The sequence below is a fragment of the Rothia sp. HC945 genome (assembly GCF_051370785.1).
In the GTDB taxonomy this organism is placed as follows: domain Bacteria; phylum Actinomycetota; class Actinomycetes; order Actinomycetales; family Micrococcaceae; genus Rothia.
This window is the reverse complement of the sequence record NZ_JBFCSN010000004.1, coordinates 16,141-39,058: the sequence shown is the minus strand read 5'-3', so window position 1 is coordinate 39,058 and position 22,918 is coordinate 16,141. Positions and strand designations below refer to the sequence as shown.

Genomic DNA, 22,918 nt, shown 5'->3' with positions numbered 1-22,918 from the left:
GATCAGGAATTCGTGCTGAAGTCTGTGTCGGCGGCGTCGGACTGCTTACTCTTCAAGTAGCTCGCCAAGGTGTTCTGTCGGTGTCCGCGGGCGGCGCGCTCGATCTCCACGGTGCTCGCACCGCTCTCGATGAGTTCGAGCATGCGCGCATGCTCCTCGACGGATTCGCGGGCGCGCCCCGGCACGAACGAGAAGGTCGAATCGCGCAGGTGCCCCAGACGTTCCCACTCGGCTCCGACCAGGTCCATGAGGCGCTCATTCGGGCACCGGGAAAACAGAACCAGATGGAAATCGTGGTTAGTCTGCGTGAAGGCGTGGGGGTCGAAATCTTCGAGCGAGGCCGCGAGGCGGTCGTTGAGCTCGCGGGCCCGGTTCAGGTCCTCGTTCGTGAGGTTCGGGGCGGCGAGCGCCGTCGCGGCGCCCTCCAGGATCCCGAGGGTTTCCATCGAATAGCGGTACCTGGACTCGTCGACCATCGCGACCTGCGCCCCGACGTTCCGTCGAAACGTCACGAGCCCTTCGGCTTCGAGCCGCCGGATAGCCTCCCGCACGGGAACGACCGACATGTTCAGACGCTGAGCGATGGTGCTCAGCACGAGCCGGTATCCCGGGGTGAATTCCTGCTCGGCAATCTTCTGTTTGAGCCACTGGTAGGCGCGTTGCGCCTTGCTCAGGTCCTCCGACGTCGAGGGCAGCGTCTGGTCCTGGGTCATTGGTTCTCTCCGCTCTCCGTGGAGGACTGCTCCCTGGAGGCCAGCCACGACTCGTATTGGTCCTTCCACCGGCCGACCGGGGGAAACAGCCCGTCCACCGGATGGCCCTCTGCAACTCTCTCGGCGACCCAGGCGTCCTGGACTTCTTTGGCCTCTGCGCCGTCGACCACGTCCTCGACCAGGTCACGCGGGATCACGATGACGCCGTCGTCGTCGCCCACGATCACGTCGCCCGGGAGTACGGTCGCATTTCCGCAGGCGACGGCGACGTCGGCCTCCCAGGGGACGTGCTTCCGCCCCAGGACCGCGGGGTGCGAGGCGGTCGAGAACACCGGCAACCCGATGTCTCTCACGGCGGCGGAGTCGCGAACCCCGCCGTCCGTGACCACGCCGGCCGCGCCCTGCGACTTGGCCCGGAGCGCCAGTATGTCGCCCAGGGTCCCGGAACCGGGCTCACCACGGGCCTCGATCACGATCACTTCACCGTCCCCGACCGCGTCGAAGGCCTGTTTCTGGGCGTTGTAACCTCCGCCGTGCTTCTTGAACAGGTCTTCGCGAGCAGGAACGAAACGCAGGGTCTTCGCGACGCCGACCAGTTTGGTGCCCGGCTGCGACGGTGCGACGCCCTCGATACTGACCTGATTCAGGCCGCGCTGACGCAACTGCGCCGAGAGCCCGGCCGTGGGCAGGTCGAGGAGCCGTCGGCGCAGGTCCTCGGGCAGCGCGGGCGTTGAGCTGGGGGCGGCGCCGGCGGTCGGGTCGGCGTCGGCGGTCGGGTCCATTGCGGGGAGCCCTGCGGCCTCGCGGGACCCCCAGGCCTCCTCGCGCTGCTTGTCGTCCACGGCAGGAAGCGCGCCGAGGGACTCCTCGAAACGACCCGGACCCTCGACGACTCGGGTCCGCAGGCGTCCCGACGTCGGCGTGCCCGGTGCGTTCGGTGCGTCCACTTCGACCTCGACGATGTCGCCCGGTGCCACCACACTCGAGCCCGCGGGTGTTCCGGTCAGGATGACGTCGCCCGGTTCGAGGGTCACGTGCTGGGACAAATCGGCGACGAACTGGGCCAGCGGGAAAATCAGTTGCTTCTCCGAGGTGCCGTCCTCCTGGGCGAGGGAACCGTTGACCCAGGTGCGCACCCGAAGTTCGGTGGGTTCGACGCCGCGCGCGTCGATGAGCCGAGGGCCGACGGGGGTGTACCCGTCTCTGCCCTTGTTCCTGAGGTTGGATCCCTTGTCCGCGGCCCGGTAGTCATAGATGCCGAAGTCGTTGGACGCGGTGACCGAAGCGACGTGGCTCCAGGCGTTCTCCAGCGACACGTTTTTTGCGGCCCGGCCGATAACCAGCGCGATCTCACCCTCGAAGGCCAGGAGTTCGGTCCCTTCCGGACGCTCGATGGTTGCTCCGGAGCCGGCGAGCGAGCTGGCGGGTTTGATGAAGTAGGAGGGTTTCGCGGGCCGCCGGCCGCGCTGGGCCGCCCGCGATTCATAGGCCACGTGGACGGCGATGATCTTTCCCGGACGCACCGGAACATCGGCGACCTCACCACCGGAATTCTGCGCGGCGCGCTCTGGCTCCTTGTACGGAGTGGTCATGCAGCCTCCTCGTCGATGAATGCTTCGCCACAGATCGTATATTATTTCGGATTTGCCAACAAGTAGTCCAGGTCACAAAGTAACGAGACCGCTTGGTTGGGTTGGGGCGCGGACCGGCCGGTTCGTTGGGCCGACTTGGCTCGCTCGGCCCGTTCGGGCCGGGCGGCTCATTGGGCCCGCCTGGTCGGTTTGGGCAACTTGACCCACTTGGCTCACCTCGCCACCTCACCGCGCGTGACCGCACGAAACTGCCACCTCGCGAGCAACACACAGTCTGCATCCATGCCCCACCTCCAGCTCACGCAGGGTGGCGGCGTCACACACGCGGCCGGCCTTGACCTGAATCGCACATCGTATATCATCCAATATCACATCAAGAGTATGCTGGATCACAATCATCGGACGCCAACGCGCCCTGTCCGGCCCGCGACAACGAGGTTCTGCGGGACGCAACCACGGAACAACCGCATCGCAAGCCGGGAACCGCAACCCGGAAACCACACACCCGCACCGCACGACAAAGGAGTCGAGATGACGGCCCACCACGATCCAACAACCAGGACGGCAGCGTTGCGCACCGTCCAGCAGGCCAAGGAACAGCGACGCGTGATCGCCGGAACGGTGATCGGCACGAGCATCGAGTGGTACGACTTCTTCCTGTACGCCTCGGCCGCCGGATTGGTCTTCGGCAAGCTGTTTTTCGGCCCGCTGGGACCTCAGGCATCGGTCATCGTGTCCTTCATGAGCGTGGGCCTCAGCTTCCTCTTCCGGCCGCTCGGTGCTTTCGTCGCAGGGCACCTCGGCGACAAGTGGGGCCGGAAACGCGTGCTCATGGTGACCCTGGTCGGGATGGGCGCCTCGACCACTCTCATCGGCGTCCTTCCCACGTACGCGAGCATCGGTGCGGCCGCGCCGATCCTCCTGATTCTCTTGCGCCTGCTCCAAGGCGTGTCGGCGGGTGGTGAATGGGGAGGCGCCGCACTGATGGCGGTCGAGCACGCCCCCGTGGACCGTCGCGGTATCTATGGGTCGGCACCCCAGATCGGTGTTCCGCTTGGCTTGCTCATGGCCTCCGGCATGCTGACTCTGATGACGACGATCGCCCCCGGTGATGCCTTCATGCAGTGGGGCTGGCGCGTGCCCTTCCTGCTGAGCGTGGTACTTATCGCCGTCGGATACTGGATCCGCCACGGCGTCGAGGAATCGCCTGTGTTCAACGAGATCGCCGAGCTCAAGGACGAACGCAAGGCCCCGATCGGGGTCCTCTTCCGCAAGCACGGCGTGCTCGTGATCTTTGCCGCGCTCATCTTCGCCGGCAACAACGCCGCTGGCTACATGACCACCGGTGGGTTCATCCAGAGCTACGCGACCGACCCCGAGGGACCCCTCGCCTTCGAACGCGGCCCCGTGCTTCTGGCCGTGACCGGGTCCGCCGTGACTTGGTTGATCTTCACACTGATCGCCGGTTGGGCTTCGGATCGGATGGGTCGCCGCAACAGCTACATCCTGGGGTGGATTCTCTTGTTCATCGGCGTCGTCGCCCTCTTCCCCCTGGTCAAGAGCGGAAGTATTGGGATGCTGTTCTTGGGACTGGTGGTGCTGACCGTCGGCCTCGGCTTCACCTACGGCCAGCAGTCGGCGACCTACACCGAGCTGTTCCCCGCGTCGGTCCGCTTCTCGGGAGTCTCGATTTCCTACGCCATTGGGGCGATCGTCGGCGGCGCATTCGCACCGACCATCGCCCAGGCCCTCCTGAATGCCACGGGGAGCACCCAGTCCATCGGCATCTACTTGGGCATCATGGTGATCCTGGGAATGGTCGCGACACTCCTGCTGCGAGACCGCACCGGGATTCCCCTGGGCCACGGCAGCGAAGAGGAGCAGTCGCGCAGCCCGCTCGTTTTCGTGAAGTCGGACGCCCAGTAACCAGGCCTGAACAACGCCGGCCGGTCAAGAAGGAAGTCGTCAGGAGTACGTGCCGAGGTCGTCCGGGGCGATGGATTCTGCAGGGAATTCTTTTCCGTTGAAGGCCACCATGAACTCCGCTCCTGAACGCACCGCGGCAGTCAGGACGCCACGGTCTCTGGGCTGACACGTCATGGCGGGTGCCAGCGACTCCTGGGATCACGCGCTTCATGCCGTCCTGACCGGCTGTCATGACGCGGCCAAGCAAGGCATTCGATCCGGTTCGTTGAACCGGCACGCCCACCGCCCCGTTCGCCTCCCGTACCCTCGCTGGGAGCGGGGCAGATTCTCGTCGAGCCCAGACCCCGCGGGGACGCCGTCCGGGGTCTACGTGCCGTTCGTAATGAGGTCGATGACCTCGTTGAAGTGGGGCGACCCGTAGGACAGGAACGAGCCGTGGGTTTCTCCGTAGAGGAGCCTCAGGTCGGCTTGACCGCCCCGGGCCTGGAGTCTCTGGACGTACCGCTGGGAGTTCTGCCACGCGACCGTCTGGTCCGCGGTGCCGTGCACGGCGGTGACGGGAATCTGGGGATCGAGATTCTGAATCGGGTCGACGGCGGAGTAGTTGGTCGGAACCTGCGACGGCTTCCCGCCCATGACGTGGAACAGATCGTGATCATCCGTGGTCGCCTCGAAGGTCATGTCCATGGGACCGGAGAGGGCGACGATGCGCGATGGCCTGAACTTTGGGGCACTCAGCCCCGGAACGAGCTGGGAGTCACCACGCGTACTCGCCCATGTGGCCAGCTGGGCCCCCGCGCTGTGACCCACCGCGACGGCGCGACCGGAAAGCTCGGGATACTCGTCCATAAGCTGTGACACGTGGTCGAAGGCCGCGGCGACGTCCGTGAAAGTGGTCGGCCAACCGCCGCCCGATCCGACGCGACGGTACTCGATGTTGTAGACGGCGTAACCGTGTGCCGAGATGGCGCGCGCGTAATCATCGAAGGTGCTCGCGCCGATGGAGTGGTGCCAGGCGCCGCCATGGACCAGGACCACCATGGGAACGGTGCCCTGCTTGTGAACTCCACCGGGAAGGTAAAGGTCTCCCCAGTTCTGATTGGGATCCCCCTGGCCACCCACGGGATAGGGGATGCGCTGCGAGGTGGGTTCCGCCCTCTCGGAGACCGGTTGCTCAGCGGCGGCGACGGTCGAGTCCTGGATCTTCAGAGGCCCAGGATCCTCTTTCGGAAAACAGCCCGAGCACGTGACGAGCAGAACCAAGGCCATCGAGCCTGCCGCGATCTTACCGAGCCGAGGAAGGCGTGTCGGCTTGGTCAGTCCGGTCTTCACAGGATCCTTTCAACGGTGGTTCGTCGAACTCCCCACACCCATTCATCCAACAACCACAGAAGATCCCACGGAAGATCCATGGATCATCAAAATCTTATGTCACGGATACGGCGGAGCTCAACGACGTCGATCACGTTTCCGCAGACAGCTGTCTTACCACCGGATCATGAATCCATATGTGCATCACCGTGGAGTATCTTCGGGGCACAACCCAGGTATTGACCGACGTCACTCGACGGAGCAACCATGAAAAAGTCATACGCATTCCGGTGGATCACGCGCTTCGTCCGTGCCGCATTTCTCGCAGTGTGGCTCATCTGGGGCTTCGTCGTCGCCTCGCCGGTCGAGCCGTGGACGAGGCCCGGGCAGCTGTGGCGAGTCCGACCTCGAACACCAGACGGTCAGCACCGGAAGACAATATTGCCGCGAACGGTTCAGGCGGCCGGACACGTGTGTGTCCGACCGCCTGTCATTCTCGAAACGTGTGTCCCCTCAGCACGTGCCGCCCGATGCCGGTGTTCTCAAGAATGGTCCGGCCTGGGCCGAAAGCTCCTCAGCTCCACGTCGGTGGGTTCCACGCCGGCTGGTGAGGCTTCCATGGATCACGCATGCAGGTGACGCCCGTCGATTTCGTTCGCGCTCTCCTGATCACTGTCCGTTGCGCCACCGCCCCGGGCCGCACCCGAAGGGTTCCGGGATGAGGCGTCCATCCCGAGCATCTCCTCGACGTGCGGAGCAGCCCGGCGCGCCTCCTCCAGCGTCTCGATGATCCAATCGGCACGGACGCTGTTCGTAATGCGGCAGTCCAGAACATAGATCCCGTCCTCGTCGTCAGCGATCCACCGCTCGAAGTCTTCAAGATCCGCCAAGGTCCGCACGGTATCGCCTTTGGCACCCAGGGCACGGAAGATTCCTGCGAAGTCGACGTCGGGGATCAGCATGGGCTCGGGGGCCAGCCCGCGGGCGGCATACTGGTGAACCTCGGCGCCGTAACCGGCATCGTTCAAGAACACGACGACGCCGCGGCGAGTCGTGCGGACGAAGGTCTCGGCGTCGGCAATTCCCATGAGTCCGCCACCGTCGCCAGAGACCAACACGGGCAACCTCTTGCCCGACGCCGCCAGCACACCTGCGGCGCTGGGGAAGCCCAGGCCGATCGACTGGAATTGCGTACCCACAGTCACGTGACTGTCCGGCTCATTGACCTTCAGATAGGTCAGCGGCCACTGCATGAAGTGCCCGCCGTCCGTGAACACAACACGGTCCTGGGGCAGCAGGTCGTTGAGGCGGCTCATGACCCGCCGGGGGTCGAGACGCCCGTCGGGAGCCTGCTCATCGCCCTCGGTGCGCCGCTGGGCTTCCTCCGAGGTCGGGGAGATCACGGGTGTGCGTCCGCTGACTCCGAGTTGCAGGATTTTGTCATGGATCAGCCGCACGGCGTCGGTGGCGTCGGCGCGGCAGTACTGGTCAACCCGCGAATTGGTTGGCTCCGCAGTATCTCCGACCTGGATGACTCGAGCCTCGTCCGAGAAGGCAGTTCCGAATGCCATCGTGAACTGGTTCAGGCCTGCTCCGACCACGAAGACGACGTCGGCACGTCCGATCTCACGCAATGCGACGGGTGCGGAGAATCCGCCGCACACGCCGAGATCACGGAAGTTCGTCGGCCTCCGCGCGGGGACGGAGAAATAGCCCTGGGTGGGAACGGTCGTGGCGACGTCGGCACCCAGAGTTTCCGCGAGCGCCCGCAACTCGGAACGTGCCCCTATCGCGCCCCTGCCGGCCAGGATGAGCGGCCGCTCGGCGTCAGCGAGGTGGTGGGCGATCCGCGCAGCCTCGACGTGGTCGGGTGACGGCAGACGGGTTGGTTCGGGCAGGTCGGGAATGATTTCCCCGCGCTCACCGATGAGTTCGGGCGCCAGGTCGTAAGGAATCGCGAGCACCACGGGTCTCGAATTCTCGATCGCGTCGGCCAGGGCCTCGATGGTCACGGTGCCGGCATCCTGCACCCCCACGGTGTATGTGGGTACGCCCATGGACGCGGCAGTCATGGTCTGGTCGATGTCGAGCGGTCGGGGACCCGCGGTCGGTGCGGAGCCGACGACAAGAACCAACGGCATTTTTGCCAACGACGATTCCGCCAGCGACGTCAGCGTGTTGGTGAATCCTGCACCGTAGGTCGCCGTAGCCACGGCGACTTTCCGGGTCATTCGATAGTAGGCGTCGGCCGAGGCGACGGTGCCCGACTCGTGGCGCACGGGAATCGGCGGGACGCCGAGACGCTCGAGGGCGTCAATGAAGTAGGCGTTGCCGTTGCCCATCAGGCAAAAGAATTTTTCGACATGGCGCGTCAGGGCGCGCGCAACCGTTTCGGATACGGACTGCATGGTGTTCCTCCGGAACCACATATGAACTTTTAGGCCATATATGTCTCGTTCCGGGATCGCCGCAACTGAGTGCCCCTTTTTCGAACACCGGACATGCTCTGTGATGTCGGACACGCCTAACATAAGTCTTCGGCCAGGATTCCGCAACCGTTCCCACGTCGGTGTGCCCTCGGCCCTTCCCCGCGCGAGGTGGCAATCTCGTGCACCCACGACGGCGAGGTGGCAATTTCGGGACCCAATCCACCCAAAGAACGCACGTCTCCGCCACCTCACCACCGGATACCGCGCACCGAACACCGCACGCCAAGTCTCAGGCGCCGCTTCTCGAAATGACGTCGGCGGCTCGACGCAGCCTCGCCGCGATGGCAGGGCGATCACCGTCGCCCACGAAGACCGCAGCGAGCGCCGCCGCCTGGCCGCCCCGGAGATTCAGGGGCACACCGACCGAGTGGAGTCCGGTGATGACCTCGTTGGTGGTTTCGACCCACCCGTTGGTCCGAATCCCCTCGACTTTTTGACGATCGGCGTCGGTGACCCCTTCGGGCCATTGGTCCTCGGGAAGCATGGAGAGGATCGCCTTCCCCGGCGCACCCAGGGCCACCGGGTGGCGGGTACCGGGACGCTGAGCGACCACGGCGACCGTCTGCGGAGGCTCCACGCTGGCGAAGGTCAGGCACTCGCCCCGGTCATGCACCCCCAGAAAACAGGTCATCCCCAGGTCCCGGGCGGCGAGGGTCAGCTCGGGGACGGCGACCGCCTGGAGGTCACGCTCGACGCCGCCGGCGAGCGCCGCAAGCCGGTTCCCCAGGGCCAACTGCCCATCGTTCTTCCTGACCACGAGCCCGTGTTCCTCGAGGGTCCGGATCAGGCGGTAGGCGACGGACCGGTGCACGCCGAGGTGCGCGGCGACGTCGTCGATACCGAGGGGGACGCTGGCGTCGGCCAGGATCTCGAGGATGCTGAGGCCGCGACTCAGCGTCTGGGAGGGAACTCTGGCGGGAGTGGGCATGACCGACCTTTGGTGAGACCCTTGCCACATAGAACGCGGGTCGTATATGATTTAGCGAGTTTCGTTATGTGAACGCAATATTCGCATATAGAACACAGAGAATCAATCAACGCTCCAACACCGTGGTTGGGGAGGGAGTTCGTCTCATATGCAGTTCCATCATCATGGATACGTTTCGGGTGACCCGCGGATTGAGGAGCCGGCCGGTTACGGCGTCGACCGCTCCGAGGAACTGCCCGATGACATGGACGTACTGATCGTCGGCACGGGGCCGGCCGGCATGATCCTCGCCGCCCAGCTGTCCCAGTTCCCCGACGTCTGCGCTCGGATCATCGAGCGCCGCCCGGGCCGCCTGGAAATCGGTCAGGCCGATGGGATCCAGGCCCGCAGCGTCGAAACCTTCCAAGCCTTCGGTTTCGCGAACCAGATCGTGGACGAGGCCTACCACATCACCGAAATGTGCTTCTGGAAGCCGGACCCGGAGAACCCAGAGAACATCGTTCGCACGGCACGCCCGCTCGACGACCCCCAGGGCATCAGCGAATTCCCGCACCTCATCGTCAACCAGGCCAGGGTCTTGGACTACTTCGCCGAATTCGCCGCGCACTCCCCCGGTCGCATCACCCCGGACTACGGGATCGAATTCCTCGATCTGCAGAACACGGGTGAGGGCGAGTACCCCATCCAGGCGCGCCTGCGCTACACCGCCGGGGAACGGGACGGTGAAGAGCGCACGGTTCGGGCGAAGTACGTGGTCGGGTGCGACGGCGCCCGCAGCCCCGTCCGGTCATCGATCGGCCGCAAGCTGACGGGCGACGCCGCCAACCACGCCTGGGGCGTGATGGACGTCCTGGCGAATACGGACTTCCCGGACATCCGGACCAAGTGCGCGATCCAGTCCGTGAACGGTTCGATCCTGCACATCCCCCGCGAAGGCGGGCACCTGTTCCGCATGTACGTGGACCTGGGCGAGGTGCCTGTGGACAACAATCACGCCGTCCGCGACACGTCGCTGGAGGAAATCATCGACAAGGCCAACTCGATCCTGCACCCCTACACGGTCGACGTGAAATCCGTGGCCTGGCACTCCGTCTACGAGGTCGGCCACCGACTGACCGACAAGTTCGACGACGTCTCCGAGGCGGAAACCGGAGAACGCACGCCGCGCGTCTTCATCACCGGGGACGCCTGCCACACCCACTCTGCCAAGGCCGGTCAGGGAATGAACGTCTCGATGCAGGACGGCTTCAATCTCGGATGGAAGCTGGGCCACGTCCTCACGGGAACCAGCCCGGAAGAGCTGCTGAGCACCTATTCGGAGGAACGCCAGGTCATCGCCAAGAACCTGATCGACTTCGACAAGGAATGGTCCACCCTGATGGCCGCCAAGCCGGAGGACCTCCCCGACGAATCCACCCTGGAGGACTTCTACGTCAAGACCGCCGAGTTCCCGGCAGGGTTCATGACCGAATACACCCCCTCGATGATCACGGGCGGGGCCGAGAACCAGGGCCTGGCCAGCGGGTTCCCGATCGGGAAGCGCTTCAAATCGGCCAAGGCCAACCGTGTGTGCGATGCGAATCCCCTTCACCTGGGGCACCAGGCGGTCGCGGACGGACGGTGGCGTATCTACGTCTTCGCGGACCGGCCGGCGGCGGGCGAACCATCCCGTCTCACGGATTTCGCGGAATGGTTTGCCCGCGACCACGCTTCGCCCCAGGTCCGCTACACGCCCCAGCACGCCGACGACGACGCCGTCTTCGACACCAAGGTCGTCTACCAACAGCCCCACACGGACGTCGACCTGTCCCGCGTCCCACAGGCTTTCTTGCCCAAAGTTGGCGAATTCGGGCTGGTCAACAGGGACAAGGTGTACGCGACCCTGCCCGATGAGGACATCTTCGAGGAGCGAGGGATCAGCCGGGATGGCGCGATCGTCGTCGTGCGGCCGGATCAGTATGTCTCCGCGGTCCTGCCGCTGACCGACAGGGAAGGTATGGCCGGGTTCTTCGAGCCGATCCTCGTCGAACGCTGAGATCTCATTCCGGCGAGTCGGTGGACACTCCCTGAGCGGGCGGACATCATGGATGGACAATCCGATGTCGGTATGTGACGGAGATGATCATGGCTGAGAGCCGAGTTCCGAACCAGCAGTCCCCCAACTTCCTCTCGGAAGCGACGGTCCTCGCGAATGAGCTCAGCCATCTCCGACGGACCCTCCACCGGAATCCCGAGCTGGGCAACGATCTGCCCCAGACCCAGGCGACCGTGATCGAGGCCCTCTCCGGGTTGCCTCTCGAGGTCCACCGCGGCACCGACGTGTCCTCCGTGATCGCGGTGCTCGAAGGCGGAAAGCCGGGTCCGACCGTTCTGTTGCGAGGCGACATGGACGGCCTTCCGGTCGAAGAGAACTCCGGCGAGGAGTTCGCCTCGACGAATGGTGCGATGCACGCATGCGGGCACGACCTGCACACCTCCGGACTGGTCGGCGCCGCGAAGTTGCTCAGTGCCCACCAGGAGGATCTGCCGGGCAAGGTCGTGTTCATGTTCCAGCCGGGCGAGGAAGGACCCGGCGGGGCCAAGCCGATGCTGGACGAGGGCCTGCTCGATGTGACCGGGAAGCGCCCGGTGGCGGCCTACGGGTTCCACGTGGCCCCGGGCGAGCGCGGAGGCTTCGCCTACCGTTCGGGAACCGTGATGGCCGGCGCCTACAATCTCAGCATCACCGTGCACGGCAAGGGCGGTCACGGCTCCGCCCCGCACTCCTCACTTGATCCGGTTCCCCCGCTGACCGAGATCGCCTCGGCCCTGCAGAACGCGGTGACCCGGCAGTTCAACGTCTTCGACCCGGTGGTCGCGACCATCACGCAGCTCGAGGCGGGAACCGCCGCCGTCAACGTCATTGGCGACGACGCCCGCCTCGGAGCGACGGTTCGGGCCATGACCCGGGAGTCCGGCGAGAAGTTCGACGTCGTGGTGCGGCGTCTCGCCGAAAATATTGCCGCGGCGCACGGGTGCACCGCGGAGGTCGAGTTCTCGACGCTCTATCCGCCGACAGTTTGCGACAAGTCCGAAACCGAGTGGGCCGCGGACACCCTGCGCGGCGTCCTGGGCGAGGAAGGGGTCCGGGAGGTTCCGGAACCTCGCATGGGCTCCGAGGACTTCTCCTTCGTGCTCGAAGAGGTCCCGGGAACGTTCATGTTCCTTGGCGCGTCGTATCCGGGCACCGACCCGATGACGGCGCCGATGAACCACTCGGCCGAGGTGCGTTTCGACGACGCCGTCCTGCCCACCCAGTCCGCGGCCCTGGCCACGCTCGCCTTCGAGCGCCTACTCGCGGCCTGACGCGCGCGACACTCCGTCGCGTCCTCCGGGCGGCTCAGGCGGCGTCGGCCTGGAGGACGCGGGCGCGGTAGGCGGACGGCGATTCGCCGTATTCTGCCTTGAACGCCTTGCTGACGTGCGACGGATCGTAGAGACCGTACCGGGCGCTGATCGTGTGCACGGTCTCGTTGCCCAGGAGCGGGTTCGCGAGGTCCTGCCGGATGGCCTGTAGACGCCTGTTCCTGATGTAGGAAGCAACCGTCAGCCGGTGCGCGGCAAATCGGCTGTGCAGCTGGCGGACCGAGACGTACAGGTAGTCCGCGATCCTTGCCGGGCCCAAGTCCGGGTCGTCCAGGTGGTGCTCGATGTACGAGATCGCCTCGTGCAGCAAATACCCCTCCGACAGGTCCTGCCCGCTGTCCCTGGCCTCCGCGGAAAGGACCGTGACCAGCATGTCCAGGGACGAGCGGATCAGGTTCATCGCGTGGGCACCGTGCAGGAGGTCCATGTTCTGGGCGAGTTGTTCGAACAGGGGAACGGCCACCTTCCCCAGGCCGTGGCCTCGGGTGATCGGCCTGGCCGTGACCATCCGCAACTGGTCGGGCGGCATCTGCACGTAGGAGGCCGGAAAGTGCACCACCAGGCCGTGCTGCGGCTCGGTATAGGACAGTTCGTACGGCCGCTGGGTCACGTACAGGGCCAGATCGCCCGGGTACAGCCTGCACTTGCGCCCGTCCTGCTCGAGCCCTGACGTGCCCGCGAGCTGCAGGCTCAGCTTGCAGTAGGCAACCTCGCCTTCGGTGATGAGATCGGGGCTGCGCGTCACGGTGTGAGGGTCCGTGACCATGTCGTGCAGGTGTACGTCCCCGACCGCCACCTGGTGCACTTCGGCACGGAAGTCCCGCCCCTCCGGGAAAGTCATCCGCAGGGGCGCAAAATACCGTGCCGCGAAATCCTGCCACTGCCGCGGGGTCAGCCCCGACCGGGAGGCTCGGGTCTCTTGCACAGGGTATTGGGTCATCTCAACACCTTCCGGGGTCACGGCACGGCGTCATTGCCGGCCGTCGCGGTGGAATCCGTCCACCGATTCCTTGCTTCAAAATATCACCGACGTGACGTGGAGCACGCTCGTGGCCAACAACGTTGCGCTGTACGGCAATTGGTCGGCGCCGGTCGCCGGGGACTATGGGGGAACTGCACCCTACGAAGCAAGGAACCCTCATGAACAAGCTTCCTTCCACGTACGCCGACCTTCTTGCCGCCGTCGACGCCGGCCCGGACGGCCGCGAAATCCGGGATCCCGCGACGGGCGAGACCATCGGTCACGCACCACGGGACACGACAGATGATCTCGACGCCGCCATTGCGGCCGCCTCGGCGGCTCAGCCCGAATGGGGTCGCCGCAGCCACCAGGAGCGCAGCGACCTGCTTCTGCGCGCCGCCGACGCCGTGGAAGCGTGCGCCGAGCCCTTGGCCGAACTCCTCTCCCGCGAACAGGGCAAACCGTTGAACGGGCCCAATGCCCGTTTCGAGGTGGGAGCCTGCGCCTCATGGTTGCGCGCGACCGCCGGGTTCGAGCTCGAGGACAACGTGCTCGTCGACGACGGCGAGACCCACGCGGTGCTGCGCTATCGGCCCATCGGCGTCGTCGGCACCATCAGCCCCTGGAACTGGCCCATGATGATCAGCGTCTGGCAACTTGCTCCGGCCCTGCGCATGGGCAACACCGTGGTCACCAAGCCTTCGGAGTACACGCCCCTCAGCGTCCTGGCCCTGTGCGCCGTGCTCAATTCGGTGTTTCCTGAGGATGTGCTCCGCGTGGTTTCGGGCGAGCGAGACATCGGCTCGGCCCTGAGCTCACACCCGGACATCGACAAGGTCATGTTCACCGGCTCCACTGCAACGGGCCGGAAGATCATCGAGTCCTCCACGGAAACGATCAAGCGCCTCACGTTGGAGCTCGGCGGCAACGACCCCGGGATCGTGCTCGAGGACGCGGATCCGGCCGCGATTGCCGAAGGCCTCTTCTGGGGTGCATTCATCAACACGGGGCAGACCTGCGCCGCGCTCAAGCGGCTCTACGTCCCGGACTCGCTGTACGACGACGTGTGCGCCGCACTCGTGGACGTTGCCGGGAAGATGCCGATGGGCGTCGGGCTCGAGGAGGAGAACGTGCTGGGCCCGCTGCAGAACAAGGCGCAGTACGACGTCGTCGACCGGCTCGTCGAGGCCGCGAAGGACGGCGGGGCGAAGGTTCTCGTGGGCGGAAATCCGGACACCGACCATCCGGGGTTCTTCTACCCGACCACTCTGGTCGCGGACATCGACCCTGACAATCCTCTGGTCACCGAGGAACAGTTCGGCCCGGCCCTGCCGATCATCCGGTACTCCACCGTGGACGAGGCGGTCGAGGCAGCAAACTCGCTCGACGTCGGCCTGGGCGCATCCGTATGGTCCTCCGACCCGGACAAGGCCCGCGAGGTCGCCGCCCGGATCGAGTCCGGAACGATCTGGATCAACGGACACGGCGGCGTAGACCCCCGGATTCCCTTCGGTGGGGTCAAGAAATCAGGCTACGGACTCGAGTTCGGGGTGGAGGGGCTCAAGGCCCTTGGACTGCCCCAGGTCATCAGCGGTTAGGAGAATCATGACAACCACGGAATACGTCATTGTGGGGGCCGGATCTGCGGGCAACGTTCTGGCGCGGCGTCTCCTCGACGCGGGTCACACCGTGACCCTCCTCGAGGCGGGCGGCGAAGAGACAAACCCTGACATCAGGCACCTGTACGATCTGGGCAAGATCTGGCACAGCCCCCAGGACTGGGACTACTTCACGGTGCCGCAGGAAGGCTGCTCCTCGCGGCGGTTGCACCTGCCGCGAGGCAAGGTCATGGGCGGATCCCACGCTCTCAACGCGTGCATCTGGGTCAGGGGCGCACGCCAGGACTACGACGCCTGGGCCTACCTCGGGTGCCCAGGATGGACCTGGGACGAGGTTCTGCCGTACTTCACGCGGATCGAGAACTTCGACGGCCCGGCCTCGGATCTGCACGGCACGGACGGCCCATTGGATGTGCGCACCGATTTCGAGCGCAACCCCATTCAGGAGTCCATGGTGGACGCCGCCCAGGAGGCGGGCTTCCCGTTGAACCCCGACTACAACCTCGGCGACCCCGAGGGCGTGTCCCGCATGCAGCTGAACGTACGGGACGGGGAACGCTTCAACACGTGGCAGGCCTACCTGGAGCCGGTGGCGGATCACGAGGCTCTGAGGCTCGTGACGCAAGCCCAGGTCCGTCGCATTCTTTTCGAGGGGAATCGCGCCGTCGGCGTCGAGTACGACCGGTATGGGACCCGCGAGGAGGCTCGTGGCGAGACGGTGATCCTGTGCACGGGTGCCCTGGGCAGCCCTGAGGTCCTGCTCAGGTCCGGGGTCGGTCCTCGCACCGAGCTCGAGGAGGTCGGGGTCGACGTCGTCGCCGATGTTCCCGGTGTCGGAAAGAACCTGCACGACCACTTGCTCTCCCCCGTGATCTTCACGACCGAGGAGTCTCACCCGTTGCCGGACCCCGAGGTCGCCCCCGCCGAGGTCCACTTGTTCGCGAAGTCCCGTCCGGACGCTCCGGTGCCCGACACGCAGCCGATCTTCTTCTCCGTCCCGATGTATTCGCAGGGGTACAAGAACGGTGAGATGAGCGGGCCGGACAAGGCGTTCAGCCTGCTCGGCGGGCTCGTTCGCCCCGTCAGCCGAGGCTCACTGGTCCTGACCGGGGCGGGCCCGGATGATCCGGTAGAGGTCGATCTTGGTGCTCTGAGCCAGCAGGCCGACGTCGACGCCCTCGTGGCCTCGGTTCGCCACTGCCGGGACATCGGCCGCCAACCCGCCCTGGCCGACGCATGGGGTGCCCAGGAGATCTGGCCCGGCCCCGACGTCAGCGACGACGACCTCGAGGAGTACGTCCGAGACTCGGTGGTCACGTATCACCACCAGGTCGGGACGTGCGCGATGGGGACCGATGCGCAGGCCGTCGTGGACCCGGACCGATTCGCCGTCAAGGGAACCCAGGGCCTGCACGTCGTCGACGCGTCGATCATGCCGACGATTCCCACGGGCAACACCAACGCACCGACGATCATGATCGCCGAACGCGCGGCCGAGCGGCTCGGGTAGCACCGGCTGGCGGTGCGGGCGCGGCGGTGCGCGGGCGCCGCGGTGCGGAGCGGGCGCGGCGGTGCGGAGCGACGCGACGGCGCCGAGGTGGCAGATTTGTGCAGGTGCACCGCCGAGGTGGCAGGTTTGTGCACATTCCGGTGCGAAAAGCGCACGGGACTGCCACCTCGGGGTCCGCTCCTGCACACGGTTGCCACCTCGAGGGGTTTACCGACGCCGTCGTCGCTCATCGTGGCCCCCGAAGACGCTGTAACGCGGGGGTTGCCCGATTGAGAGGTGTTTCCCGCCCATATGTGGCGGTTTAACCCCCACCTAACGGCGGAAACTGCCTCCGGTTCCGGTAACCACCACTCAACCCGCGCAGCTCAACTCCGGCCCGCGTAGCCCGGCCCCGACCCGAGCGGACTGACCCCTGAAAGGCGCGGCCCGCAGCCCAAACGCAGAGACCCGGCCCCTCGTTCTCGCACGTCAGGACGCCGCCACGTCACGTACCCGCCGAAGCCGCCGGCCCACCGCCGGAAGCTGCCGGAAGACCCGGGCTAGACTCCGCGGCCAGGCGTCAGAATGTCGTGCGGATCGAGTGCGGCTTTGAGGGCTCGTTGCGCGCGGAGGGTCGGCTCGTCGAATTGGAGGGGCAGTTCGCGATACTTGATGGATCCGATGCCGTGTTCCCCGGTGATCACGCCGCCCAGGCTGATCGCGAGTTCGGTGATGCGGTCCACGATCTTCTCGGCCGCGGCGCGGTCTTCGGGTGTTTCGTCGGATTCGACAGCCGGATGCAGGTTGCCGTCGCCGGCGTGGGCAAGGATGGAGACTCCGCGGCCCGCTTCTTCGGAAATGGCCTGCACACCCCGCATCATCTCCACGAGATTCCCGACCGGGACCCCGACGTCGCAATGGACCGCGTAGCGGCCCGCCATGAGCGCGCCGTTGGCAATCCTCCGAGCCTCGAGCAGGTCGTTGCCTTCCTCGATCCGGGTCACGGTGGCGCCCATGTGTTCGCACGCGGCGACCAAGATCTCCGCGTCCCGCTGCGCCGTCGGGCCCACCGTCTGCCCGAGGAGCAGGGCCGCTTCGGGCTGCGGAAGACCGCTGGGTTCGAAGTCCTCGATGAGGCGCGCACAGATCGCATCGATCAGTTCGAGCACCTCCGGCCGCGGATTCGAGGAAACGATCGAGGTTACGGCACGACCGGCCGCCTCGATGGTGTCAAAGCTCGCGCAGAACGTCCTCGGGGTTCCTTCCGGAACCGGTTTGAGCCGAACGGTCGCCCGGGTGATGACACCCAGTGTGCCCTCCGAGCCCACGAAGAGCGGTGTCATGTTGAGCCCGGTCGCGTTCTTGATGGTTCTTGCCCCGGTATGGATGATGCTGCCATCGGCCAGAACGACTTCCAGCGCCGCGACCGAGGCTTCCGTGGTCCCGTGGGCGATGCACCGGAGGCCGCCTGCGTCGGTCGCGATGTTGCCTCCCACCGTGGACAGGTGGACGCTCGCCGGGTCCGGGGCGAAGAACAGGCCGTGCTTCCGGGCGTGCTCGTCCAGGTCGGAGGTGATGACTCCGGGCTCGACGTCGGCCAATCGGTTCTCCACGTCGATGTCCAGCACGCGATTCATCGCCTCAAGAGACACCACGAGTCCACCGGGGTAGGACACCGCGCCACCCGACAGCCCCGAACCGCCGCCCCGGACCGACACCGGGGTCTTCGTCTCGTTCGCCCAAGCCAGGGCAACCGAGACGTCGTCGGCGGATTCCGCGAGGACGACCCCGAGAGGCTGGCCCTCGGCCACGGCCAATGACCGGTCCCCCGAGAAGTCACGGAGCGCCTCAGCAGACGTGAGGAATCGACTCCCCAGGCGTTGCCTCAATGGATCGACGATGGGGGTGGCTGTGTGCGAGGTCGTCATTGGCCCTCTCCTCAATGCTCGGAGCCGCGGGGTACCCTCGCCGGGCGCCCCGCGGCGGGGTGTTCTAGAACTCTCCCGTCGGGTGGAGCAGCGTCCGGACGGCCACCGAAAGGGTCGCCAGATCGACGGGCCGCGAGCCGCCCGAGTAGCCCTGGATCTCGAGGTTCATCTCGTCGGTCAGACGCGCGATACTCGGAGCATAGGCCGGGTGCTCGTTCTCCCACTGGAGAAGAGCCGACCGCGCCTCGGCCGGATCCTGGGGCATGTCGGAAGTCGGAAGGTCCTTGAGCACACGCTTCGTGAACTCCTCGCTGGCCTTGTACAGGTCGGACCTCAGGGAGGCTCGCGCGATGGATTCCCACCGACCGACCCGGGGCAACTCCGTCACCGCGGCCAACAGCTCGTGGACCGCGTACCTGTCCACCACCGCAAAGTACATCAGCGCCGCCTGGCGGGGCGCCAGTCCTGACTCCTCGGCGACGACGCCGACATCCAGCAGGGTCAGGGACTCCCACAGCTGCGCCCAGGTGCGGGACAGTTCATCGGGCAGACCCCATTCCTCGGCCTGTTCGAGACGCCGGCGGATCGAGGCCTCTGACTTCTGCCCGACCAGGCTCGCGACGTCGTCCCGCAGCGCCACGCCGGGAGCGAGCTCCTCGATGGCGTCGGCGATGACGTCTCCGCCCTTGGACTCGTCCTTGCGGGCGACGACGCCGTGGCGGATGGCCCACCCCACGGCACGGTCGGTGAACCGCTGGATGTCCTGGATAACGGTCCGCCAGGCCTCGGGGTCAGCGTCGGCCGGAATGTCCCGGTGGAGCTTCCGGAGTCTCCTCAGGTCGAACAGTTCCCGGATCACGAGGAAGGCGCGGGCGACCGTCAGGACGGACGCACCGGTTTCCTCCATGACGCGGTAGGCGAAGACGATGCCCGCGGTATCCACGATCTCGTTGGCCACGCGCGTGCAGATGATCTCGCGTCGCAACGGGTGCTCCCCGAAGTACTCGGCAAACCGTTCCGTGACGGGCTGCGGGAAGTACTCGCGGAGGACTTCCTCCAACCAGGGGTCGTCGCCGAATCCTGCGTCCAGGAGTGCGTGGGTCAGCTCGATCTTGGAATAGGCCGTCATCACGGACAGTTCCGGGCTGGTCAGCTTCTCCCCGTTCTCACGGCGCTTCCTGAGTTCCTTGTCCGAAGGCAGGAACTCGACCTCACGGTTGAGGTCAGCATGCTCTTCGAGGAAATGGATGAATCGGGAGGCGCTACTGTTGGTCGGCCGAGTCCCGAGCCGTTCGGCGTGGAGCAGAATGTTCTGGTCCCGATTGCTGCACAGAACCATGTCGGAGACTTCTTCGACCTGCTCCTCGATGAATCCGGCCCGTTCCTCACGGTCGATGTGACCGTGCTCGATCAAACGGTCCACCAGAATCTTGAGGTTGACTTCCCGGTCGGAGGTCTCGACGCCGGCCGAATTGTCGACCGCATCCGTATTGACCAGGACCCCATTCTTGGCGGCCTCGATCCTGGCCCGCTGAGTCAGGCCGAGGTTTCCGCCTTCGCCGACGACCTTGGCCCTGAGCTCGGAAGCATCGATCCGCAGCGGGTCGTTGTCCTTGTCTCCCGCGTCCTGATGGGTTTCGGCGGTTGCCTTGACGTAGGTTCCCGCCCCTCCCGTGTACAGCAGATCCACCGGGGCGCGCAGTATTTCCGACACGAGTTCGGCGGGTGAGAGCCGCTCGACCTCGTCCTTCAGACCGAGGGCCTCCCGGACCTGCGGTGTGATGGCGACCGACTTGTCGCTTCGCTTGTAGATCCCGCCACCTTCGGAGATGAGCGACGTGTCGTAGTCCGTCCAGTACGGCCGGGGAAGATCGAACAACCGACGACGTTCGGCATAGGACTTCGCCACATCGGGATCGGGATCCAGGAAAATATGGCGGCTGTCGAAGGCCGCGACCAGCTTGGTGTGTTCCGACAGGAGCATGCCGTTCCCGAACACGTCTCCGGCCATACCGCCGATGCCGATGGCCGTGAAGTCCTCACTCTGGCAGTCGACCCCGAGGGATGCGAAGTGCCGTTTGACGGACTCCCAAGCGCCCTTGGCGGTGATGCCCATGTCCTTGTGATCGAAGCCCACCGAACCACCCGACGCGAAGGCATCCCCCAGCCAGAAACCGTTCTCTTGCGAGATCGAGTTGGCGAAGTCGGAGAAAGTCGCCGTGCCCTTGTCCGCCGCGACCACGAGGTAGTGGTCGGGCTCGTCCAGCACGACCACGCCCTCCGGGGAGACCACTTCGTGCTCGCCCTTGTCCGTGGTCACCAGGTTGTCGGTGACGTCCAGCAGGGATTGGATGAACAGCCTGTAGGACTCTTCGCCCTCCCTCTGGTAACCCTCCGGGTCCTCATCGCGGCCCGGGGCATTCTTCGGGAAGAAGCCACCCTTGGCGCCGGTCGGGATGATCACGGAGTTCTTGGTCATTTGGGCCTTGACCAGGCCCAGGATCTCCGTGCGGAAGTCGTTGCGACGGTCGGACCACCTCAACCCGCCGCGAGCTACCTTGCCGAACCTCAGATGGACGCCCTCGACGCGCGGCGCATAGACCCAGATCTCGAAGGCCGGTCGCGGCAGTGGCGCCTCCTCGATCTTCCGAGGCAACAACTTGTGGGCAATAGTTTCTTTGCCGAGGTACGCGTTGGTGCGGACCGTGGCGGACACGACCTCCGTCATCGTCCGCAGGAACCGGTCCTGAGAGAGATCGGCGACGTCGTCGAGAGCCGCGCGGATCTCTCCCCGGACTTCCTCCTGCTTTTCGCGGCGCCGCTCGGCCGATGCCCCGTGCTCCCACTCGGGATCGAAGCCCACGCGGAACAGCTGCACGAGCAACTTGGTCACTGGCGCATTCTGGACCAAGGCGTCCGCCATGAAGGGTCGGCTGTACTCGGTTCCGAGCTGCAACAGGTACCGGCAGTATGCACGCAGCACGGCGACGGTTCGCCACGGCAGGGACTCGAACAGAACCAGCCGGTTGGCGGAACCGGGTTCAGCACGCCCGGCGAGCACCGCGCACAGAGCGTCCTCGGCCAGGGGAAGGACTTCGTCGATGTCCACGCCCTCGGGGAACACGACCCCGAAATCGTAGAGGGCGAACGTTGCGCCGTCCTTGGTGTGCACGTCGTAGGGAATCTGGTCGACCACGTGGAGCCCCAGATTCTGCAGAATCGGCAGGAGATCGGACAGGGCTCGAGGCTCACGCAGGTAGACCCGAAGGCGAACTTCCTTCCCGGCGATCCTGTTCTGGTCGTCGTCCGTCGAAGGGCGGAACAGTCGGGTCGCGGCAGGACGATCGGGGCCCGCTTCCGCGAGGTCCCTCAAGATCGAGGCATCGACCTGCTCCTCCGGGAGCTCGTACCGCACGCGTTCGACGGTGGTTTCGGTCTTCTCCTGGTGAGCCATCCGACTCCCCCTTCCCTCCGGTCTTCGGCCATGGGCATGGCTCAAGTTACTTTTTCCCAAGGGTAGGACCCGTGACGGTCTGCTGAGGATCTCAGCCCAGGATGTGGAAAAACGTTACGCACGCTCAGGGATGGTCTACGAGGGGGCGGACGTCTCACGCGGGCCCGTTGGTGAGCTCGGATGCTCCCGTTGGCCCGGTGCATTTCATGACGTCGTCACCGGCTCCGGTGACGGGTCACACGGAGCAATATAGGGTGGGAACGACGTCGATCCGGAGGATGTATGAGCGAAGAAGCCAAGGACCGTGACTGGGCCTCCCGCACCGTCCTCCCTGGCGGTTCCGAGCCGGACCCCCGGTTCACCCTCGCCAACGAGCGGACTTTTCTCGCGTGGATCCGGACTTCTCTGGCCTTTCTGGCCGGAGGCATCGCCCTGGAGACCATTGGCGACGGCGTCTTTCCCGAAGGGATCCACCGCGCTCTGTCGATCCTGGTCATTGCCATCGCATTCCTGATCAGCCTGGGTGCCGCCGTTCGGTGGTGGCAGACCGAGAATCGGCTTCGACGAGGTAGGCCTCTGACCCTGCCCCTGATTGTTCCGTTACTGAGCCTGGGAGGCGCGGTGGCGGCCTGCCTGATTCTCGGGATGGTCCTGGGGTGAGCGTTCACGACCGTCTCGACGCCCCGGCGGACGCCGGCCTGCAACCGGAGCGGACGGTCCTCGCTTGGGGTCGGACGCTTCTCGCTGTCGGCGTCGTCGGCGCCGGATTCCTGCGGTGGCTGCCTCACTTCGGCTGGTGGGTGGTCTTTCTGACCGTTCTCGCGTGGCTCATTGCCGCCGCGATCCACGCAACCCAACGACGTCGCTACGGCCGCCACTCCCGCGGGGTGCGCCACGGGAGCCTGTCGGCGGACCCGGTCGCCGTGCTCTCGACCGCCGCGGCCGTCGCGGGCCTGTCGCTCACCGGCATCGCGATCGTGGTGATCACGCGCGGCTGATCCGGACGCCGGGGTTGCGTTCCCGTGCGTCCCTCACGCCGAGGGGGCAGTTTGGGGAGCCCATCGCGAAGATTCGGTCCCCCAACTGCCCCCCCCCCCCCCCCT

Annotated in this window: 15 protein-coding genes; 7 read left to right on the top strand and 8 right to left on the bottom strand. The window is 65.8% G+C overall.

The genetic code is table 11. The features are described 5' to 3' along the window. Nucleotides 1-2: 2 nt before the first annotated feature. Nucleotides 3-713, bottom strand: coding sequence for a GntR family transcriptional regulator (locus AB0Y14_RS11335; RefSeq protein WP_436589369.1), 711 nt, complete (start codon nucleotides 711-713; stop codon nucleotides 3-5). Then, on the bottom strand, nucleotides 710-2,305 hold the full coding sequence (locus AB0Y14_RS11330; protein WP_436589368.1) for a fumarylacetoacetate hydrolase family protein: 1,596 nt from the start codon (nucleotides 2,303-2,305) through the stop codon (nucleotides 710-712). Before AB0Y14_RS11330 ends, AB0Y14_RS11335 begins: the two co-directional genes overlap by 4 nt. Nucleotides 2,306-2,836: 531 nt before the next feature. On the opposite strand from AB0Y14_RS11330, the gene AB0Y14_RS11325 reads away from it, so the two are divergent. Then, nucleotides 2,837-4,231 (top strand): MFS transporter, encoded by a 1,395-nt coding sequence (locus tag AB0Y14_RS11325; protein ID WP_436589367.1) that lies wholly within the window; start codon nucleotides 2,837-2,839, stop codon nucleotides 4,229-4,231. 366 nt (nucleotides 4,232-4,597) lie between these two features. On the opposite strand, the gene AB0Y14_RS11320 is transcribed toward AB0Y14_RS11325, so the two are convergent. From AB0Y14_RS11320 to AB0Y14_RS11310, 3 genes are all read right to left on the bottom strand, one after another. Further along, nucleotides 4,598-5,563 (bottom strand): alpha/beta hydrolase family protein, encoded by a 966-nt coding sequence (locus AB0Y14_RS11320; protein WP_436589366.1) that lies wholly within the window; start codon nucleotides 5,561-5,563, stop codon nucleotides 4,598-4,600. A gap of 602 nt (nucleotides 5,564-6,165) precedes the next feature. Continuing rightward, nucleotides 6,166-7,950 carry a thiamine pyrophosphate-binding protein gene (locus AB0Y14_RS11315; protein ID WP_436589365.1) on the bottom strand — a complete coding sequence of 595 codons (1,785 nt, stop codon included), beginning with the start codon at nucleotides 7,948-7,950 and terminating at the stop codon, nucleotides 6,166-6,168. A gap of 310 nt (nucleotides 7,951-8,260) precedes the next feature. Continuing rightward, nucleotides 8,261-8,959 carry an IclR family transcriptional regulator gene (locus AB0Y14_RS11310; RefSeq protein ID WP_436589364.1) on the bottom strand — a complete coding sequence of 233 codons (699 nt, stop codon included), beginning with the start codon at nucleotides 8,957-8,959 and terminating at the stop codon, nucleotides 8,261-8,263. Nucleotides 8,960-9,107: 148 nt separating this feature from the next. Between AB0Y14_RS11310 and AB0Y14_RS11305 the strand changes: the two genes are divergently transcribed. Both AB0Y14_RS11305 and AB0Y14_RS11300 read left to right on the top strand, forming a co-directional pair. After that, nucleotides 9,108-10,994, top strand: a complete 1,887-nt coding sequence (locus AB0Y14_RS11305) for an FAD-binding monooxygenase (protein ID WP_436589363.1) — start codon at nucleotides 9,108-9,110, stop codon at nucleotides 10,992-10,994. An 89-nt stretch (nucleotides 10,995-11,083) separates the two neighbouring features. After that, nucleotides 11,084-12,304 (top strand): M20 metallopeptidase family protein, encoded by a 1,221-nt coding sequence (locus tag AB0Y14_RS11300; RefSeq protein ID WP_436589362.1) that lies wholly within the window; start codon nucleotides 11,084-11,086, stop codon nucleotides 12,302-12,304. 34 nt (nucleotides 12,305-12,338) lie between these two features. Here the strand turns inward: AB0Y14_RS11300 and AB0Y14_RS11295 are convergent, their stop codons facing one another. Continuing rightward, nucleotides 12,339-13,304, bottom strand: a complete 966-nt coding sequence (locus AB0Y14_RS11295; protein WP_436589361.1) for a helix-turn-helix domain-containing protein — start codon at nucleotides 13,302-13,304, stop codon at nucleotides 12,339-12,341. A gap of 200 nt (nucleotides 13,305-13,504) precedes the next feature. Here AB0Y14_RS11295 and AB0Y14_RS11290 point away from each other — a divergent pair, with 200 nt between their 5' ends. Continuing rightward, on the top strand, nucleotides 13,505-14,923 hold the full coding sequence (locus AB0Y14_RS11290) for an aldehyde dehydrogenase family protein (RefSeq protein ID WP_436589360.1): 1,419 nt from the start codon (nucleotides 13,505-13,507) through the stop codon (nucleotides 14,921-14,923). 7 nt (nucleotides 14,924-14,930) lie between these two features. Then, a complete protein-coding gene (locus AB0Y14_RS11285; RefSeq protein ID WP_436589359.1) occupies nucleotides 14,931-16,454 on the top strand; it encodes a GMC family oxidoreductase in 1,524 nt (507 codons plus the stop codon). A 539-nt stretch (nucleotides 16,455-16,993) separates the two neighbouring features. On the opposite strand, the gene AB0Y14_RS11280 is transcribed toward AB0Y14_RS11285, so the two are convergent. After that, nucleotides 16,994-18,361 (bottom strand): FAD-binding oxidoreductase, encoded by a 1,368-nt coding sequence (locus AB0Y14_RS11280; RefSeq protein ID WP_436589358.1) that lies wholly within the window; start codon nucleotides 18,359-18,361, stop codon nucleotides 16,994-16,996. 64 nt (nucleotides 18,362-18,425) lie between these two features. After that, entirely contained in the window at nucleotides 18,426-21,815 is a 3,390-nt protein-coding gene (locus AB0Y14_RS11275) for an NAD-glutamate dehydrogenase domain-containing protein (RefSeq protein WP_436589357.1), read from the bottom strand. A 282-nt stretch (nucleotides 21,816-22,097) separates the two neighbouring features. Here AB0Y14_RS11275 and AB0Y14_RS11270 point away from each other — a divergent pair, with 282 nt between their 5' ends. Continuing rightward, entirely contained in the window at nucleotides 22,098-22,475 is a 378-nt protein-coding gene (locus tag AB0Y14_RS11270) for a YidH family protein (RefSeq protein ID WP_436589356.1), read from the top strand. After that, nucleotides 22,472-22,813, top strand: a complete 342-nt coding sequence (locus AB0Y14_RS11265; RefSeq protein WP_436589355.1) for a DUF202 domain-containing protein — start codon at nucleotides 22,472-22,474, stop codon at nucleotides 22,811-22,813. The genes AB0Y14_RS11270 and AB0Y14_RS11265 overlap by 4 nt, the downstream gene beginning before the upstream one ends. The last annotated feature ends 105 nt before the right edge of the window (nucleotides 22,814-22,918 follow it).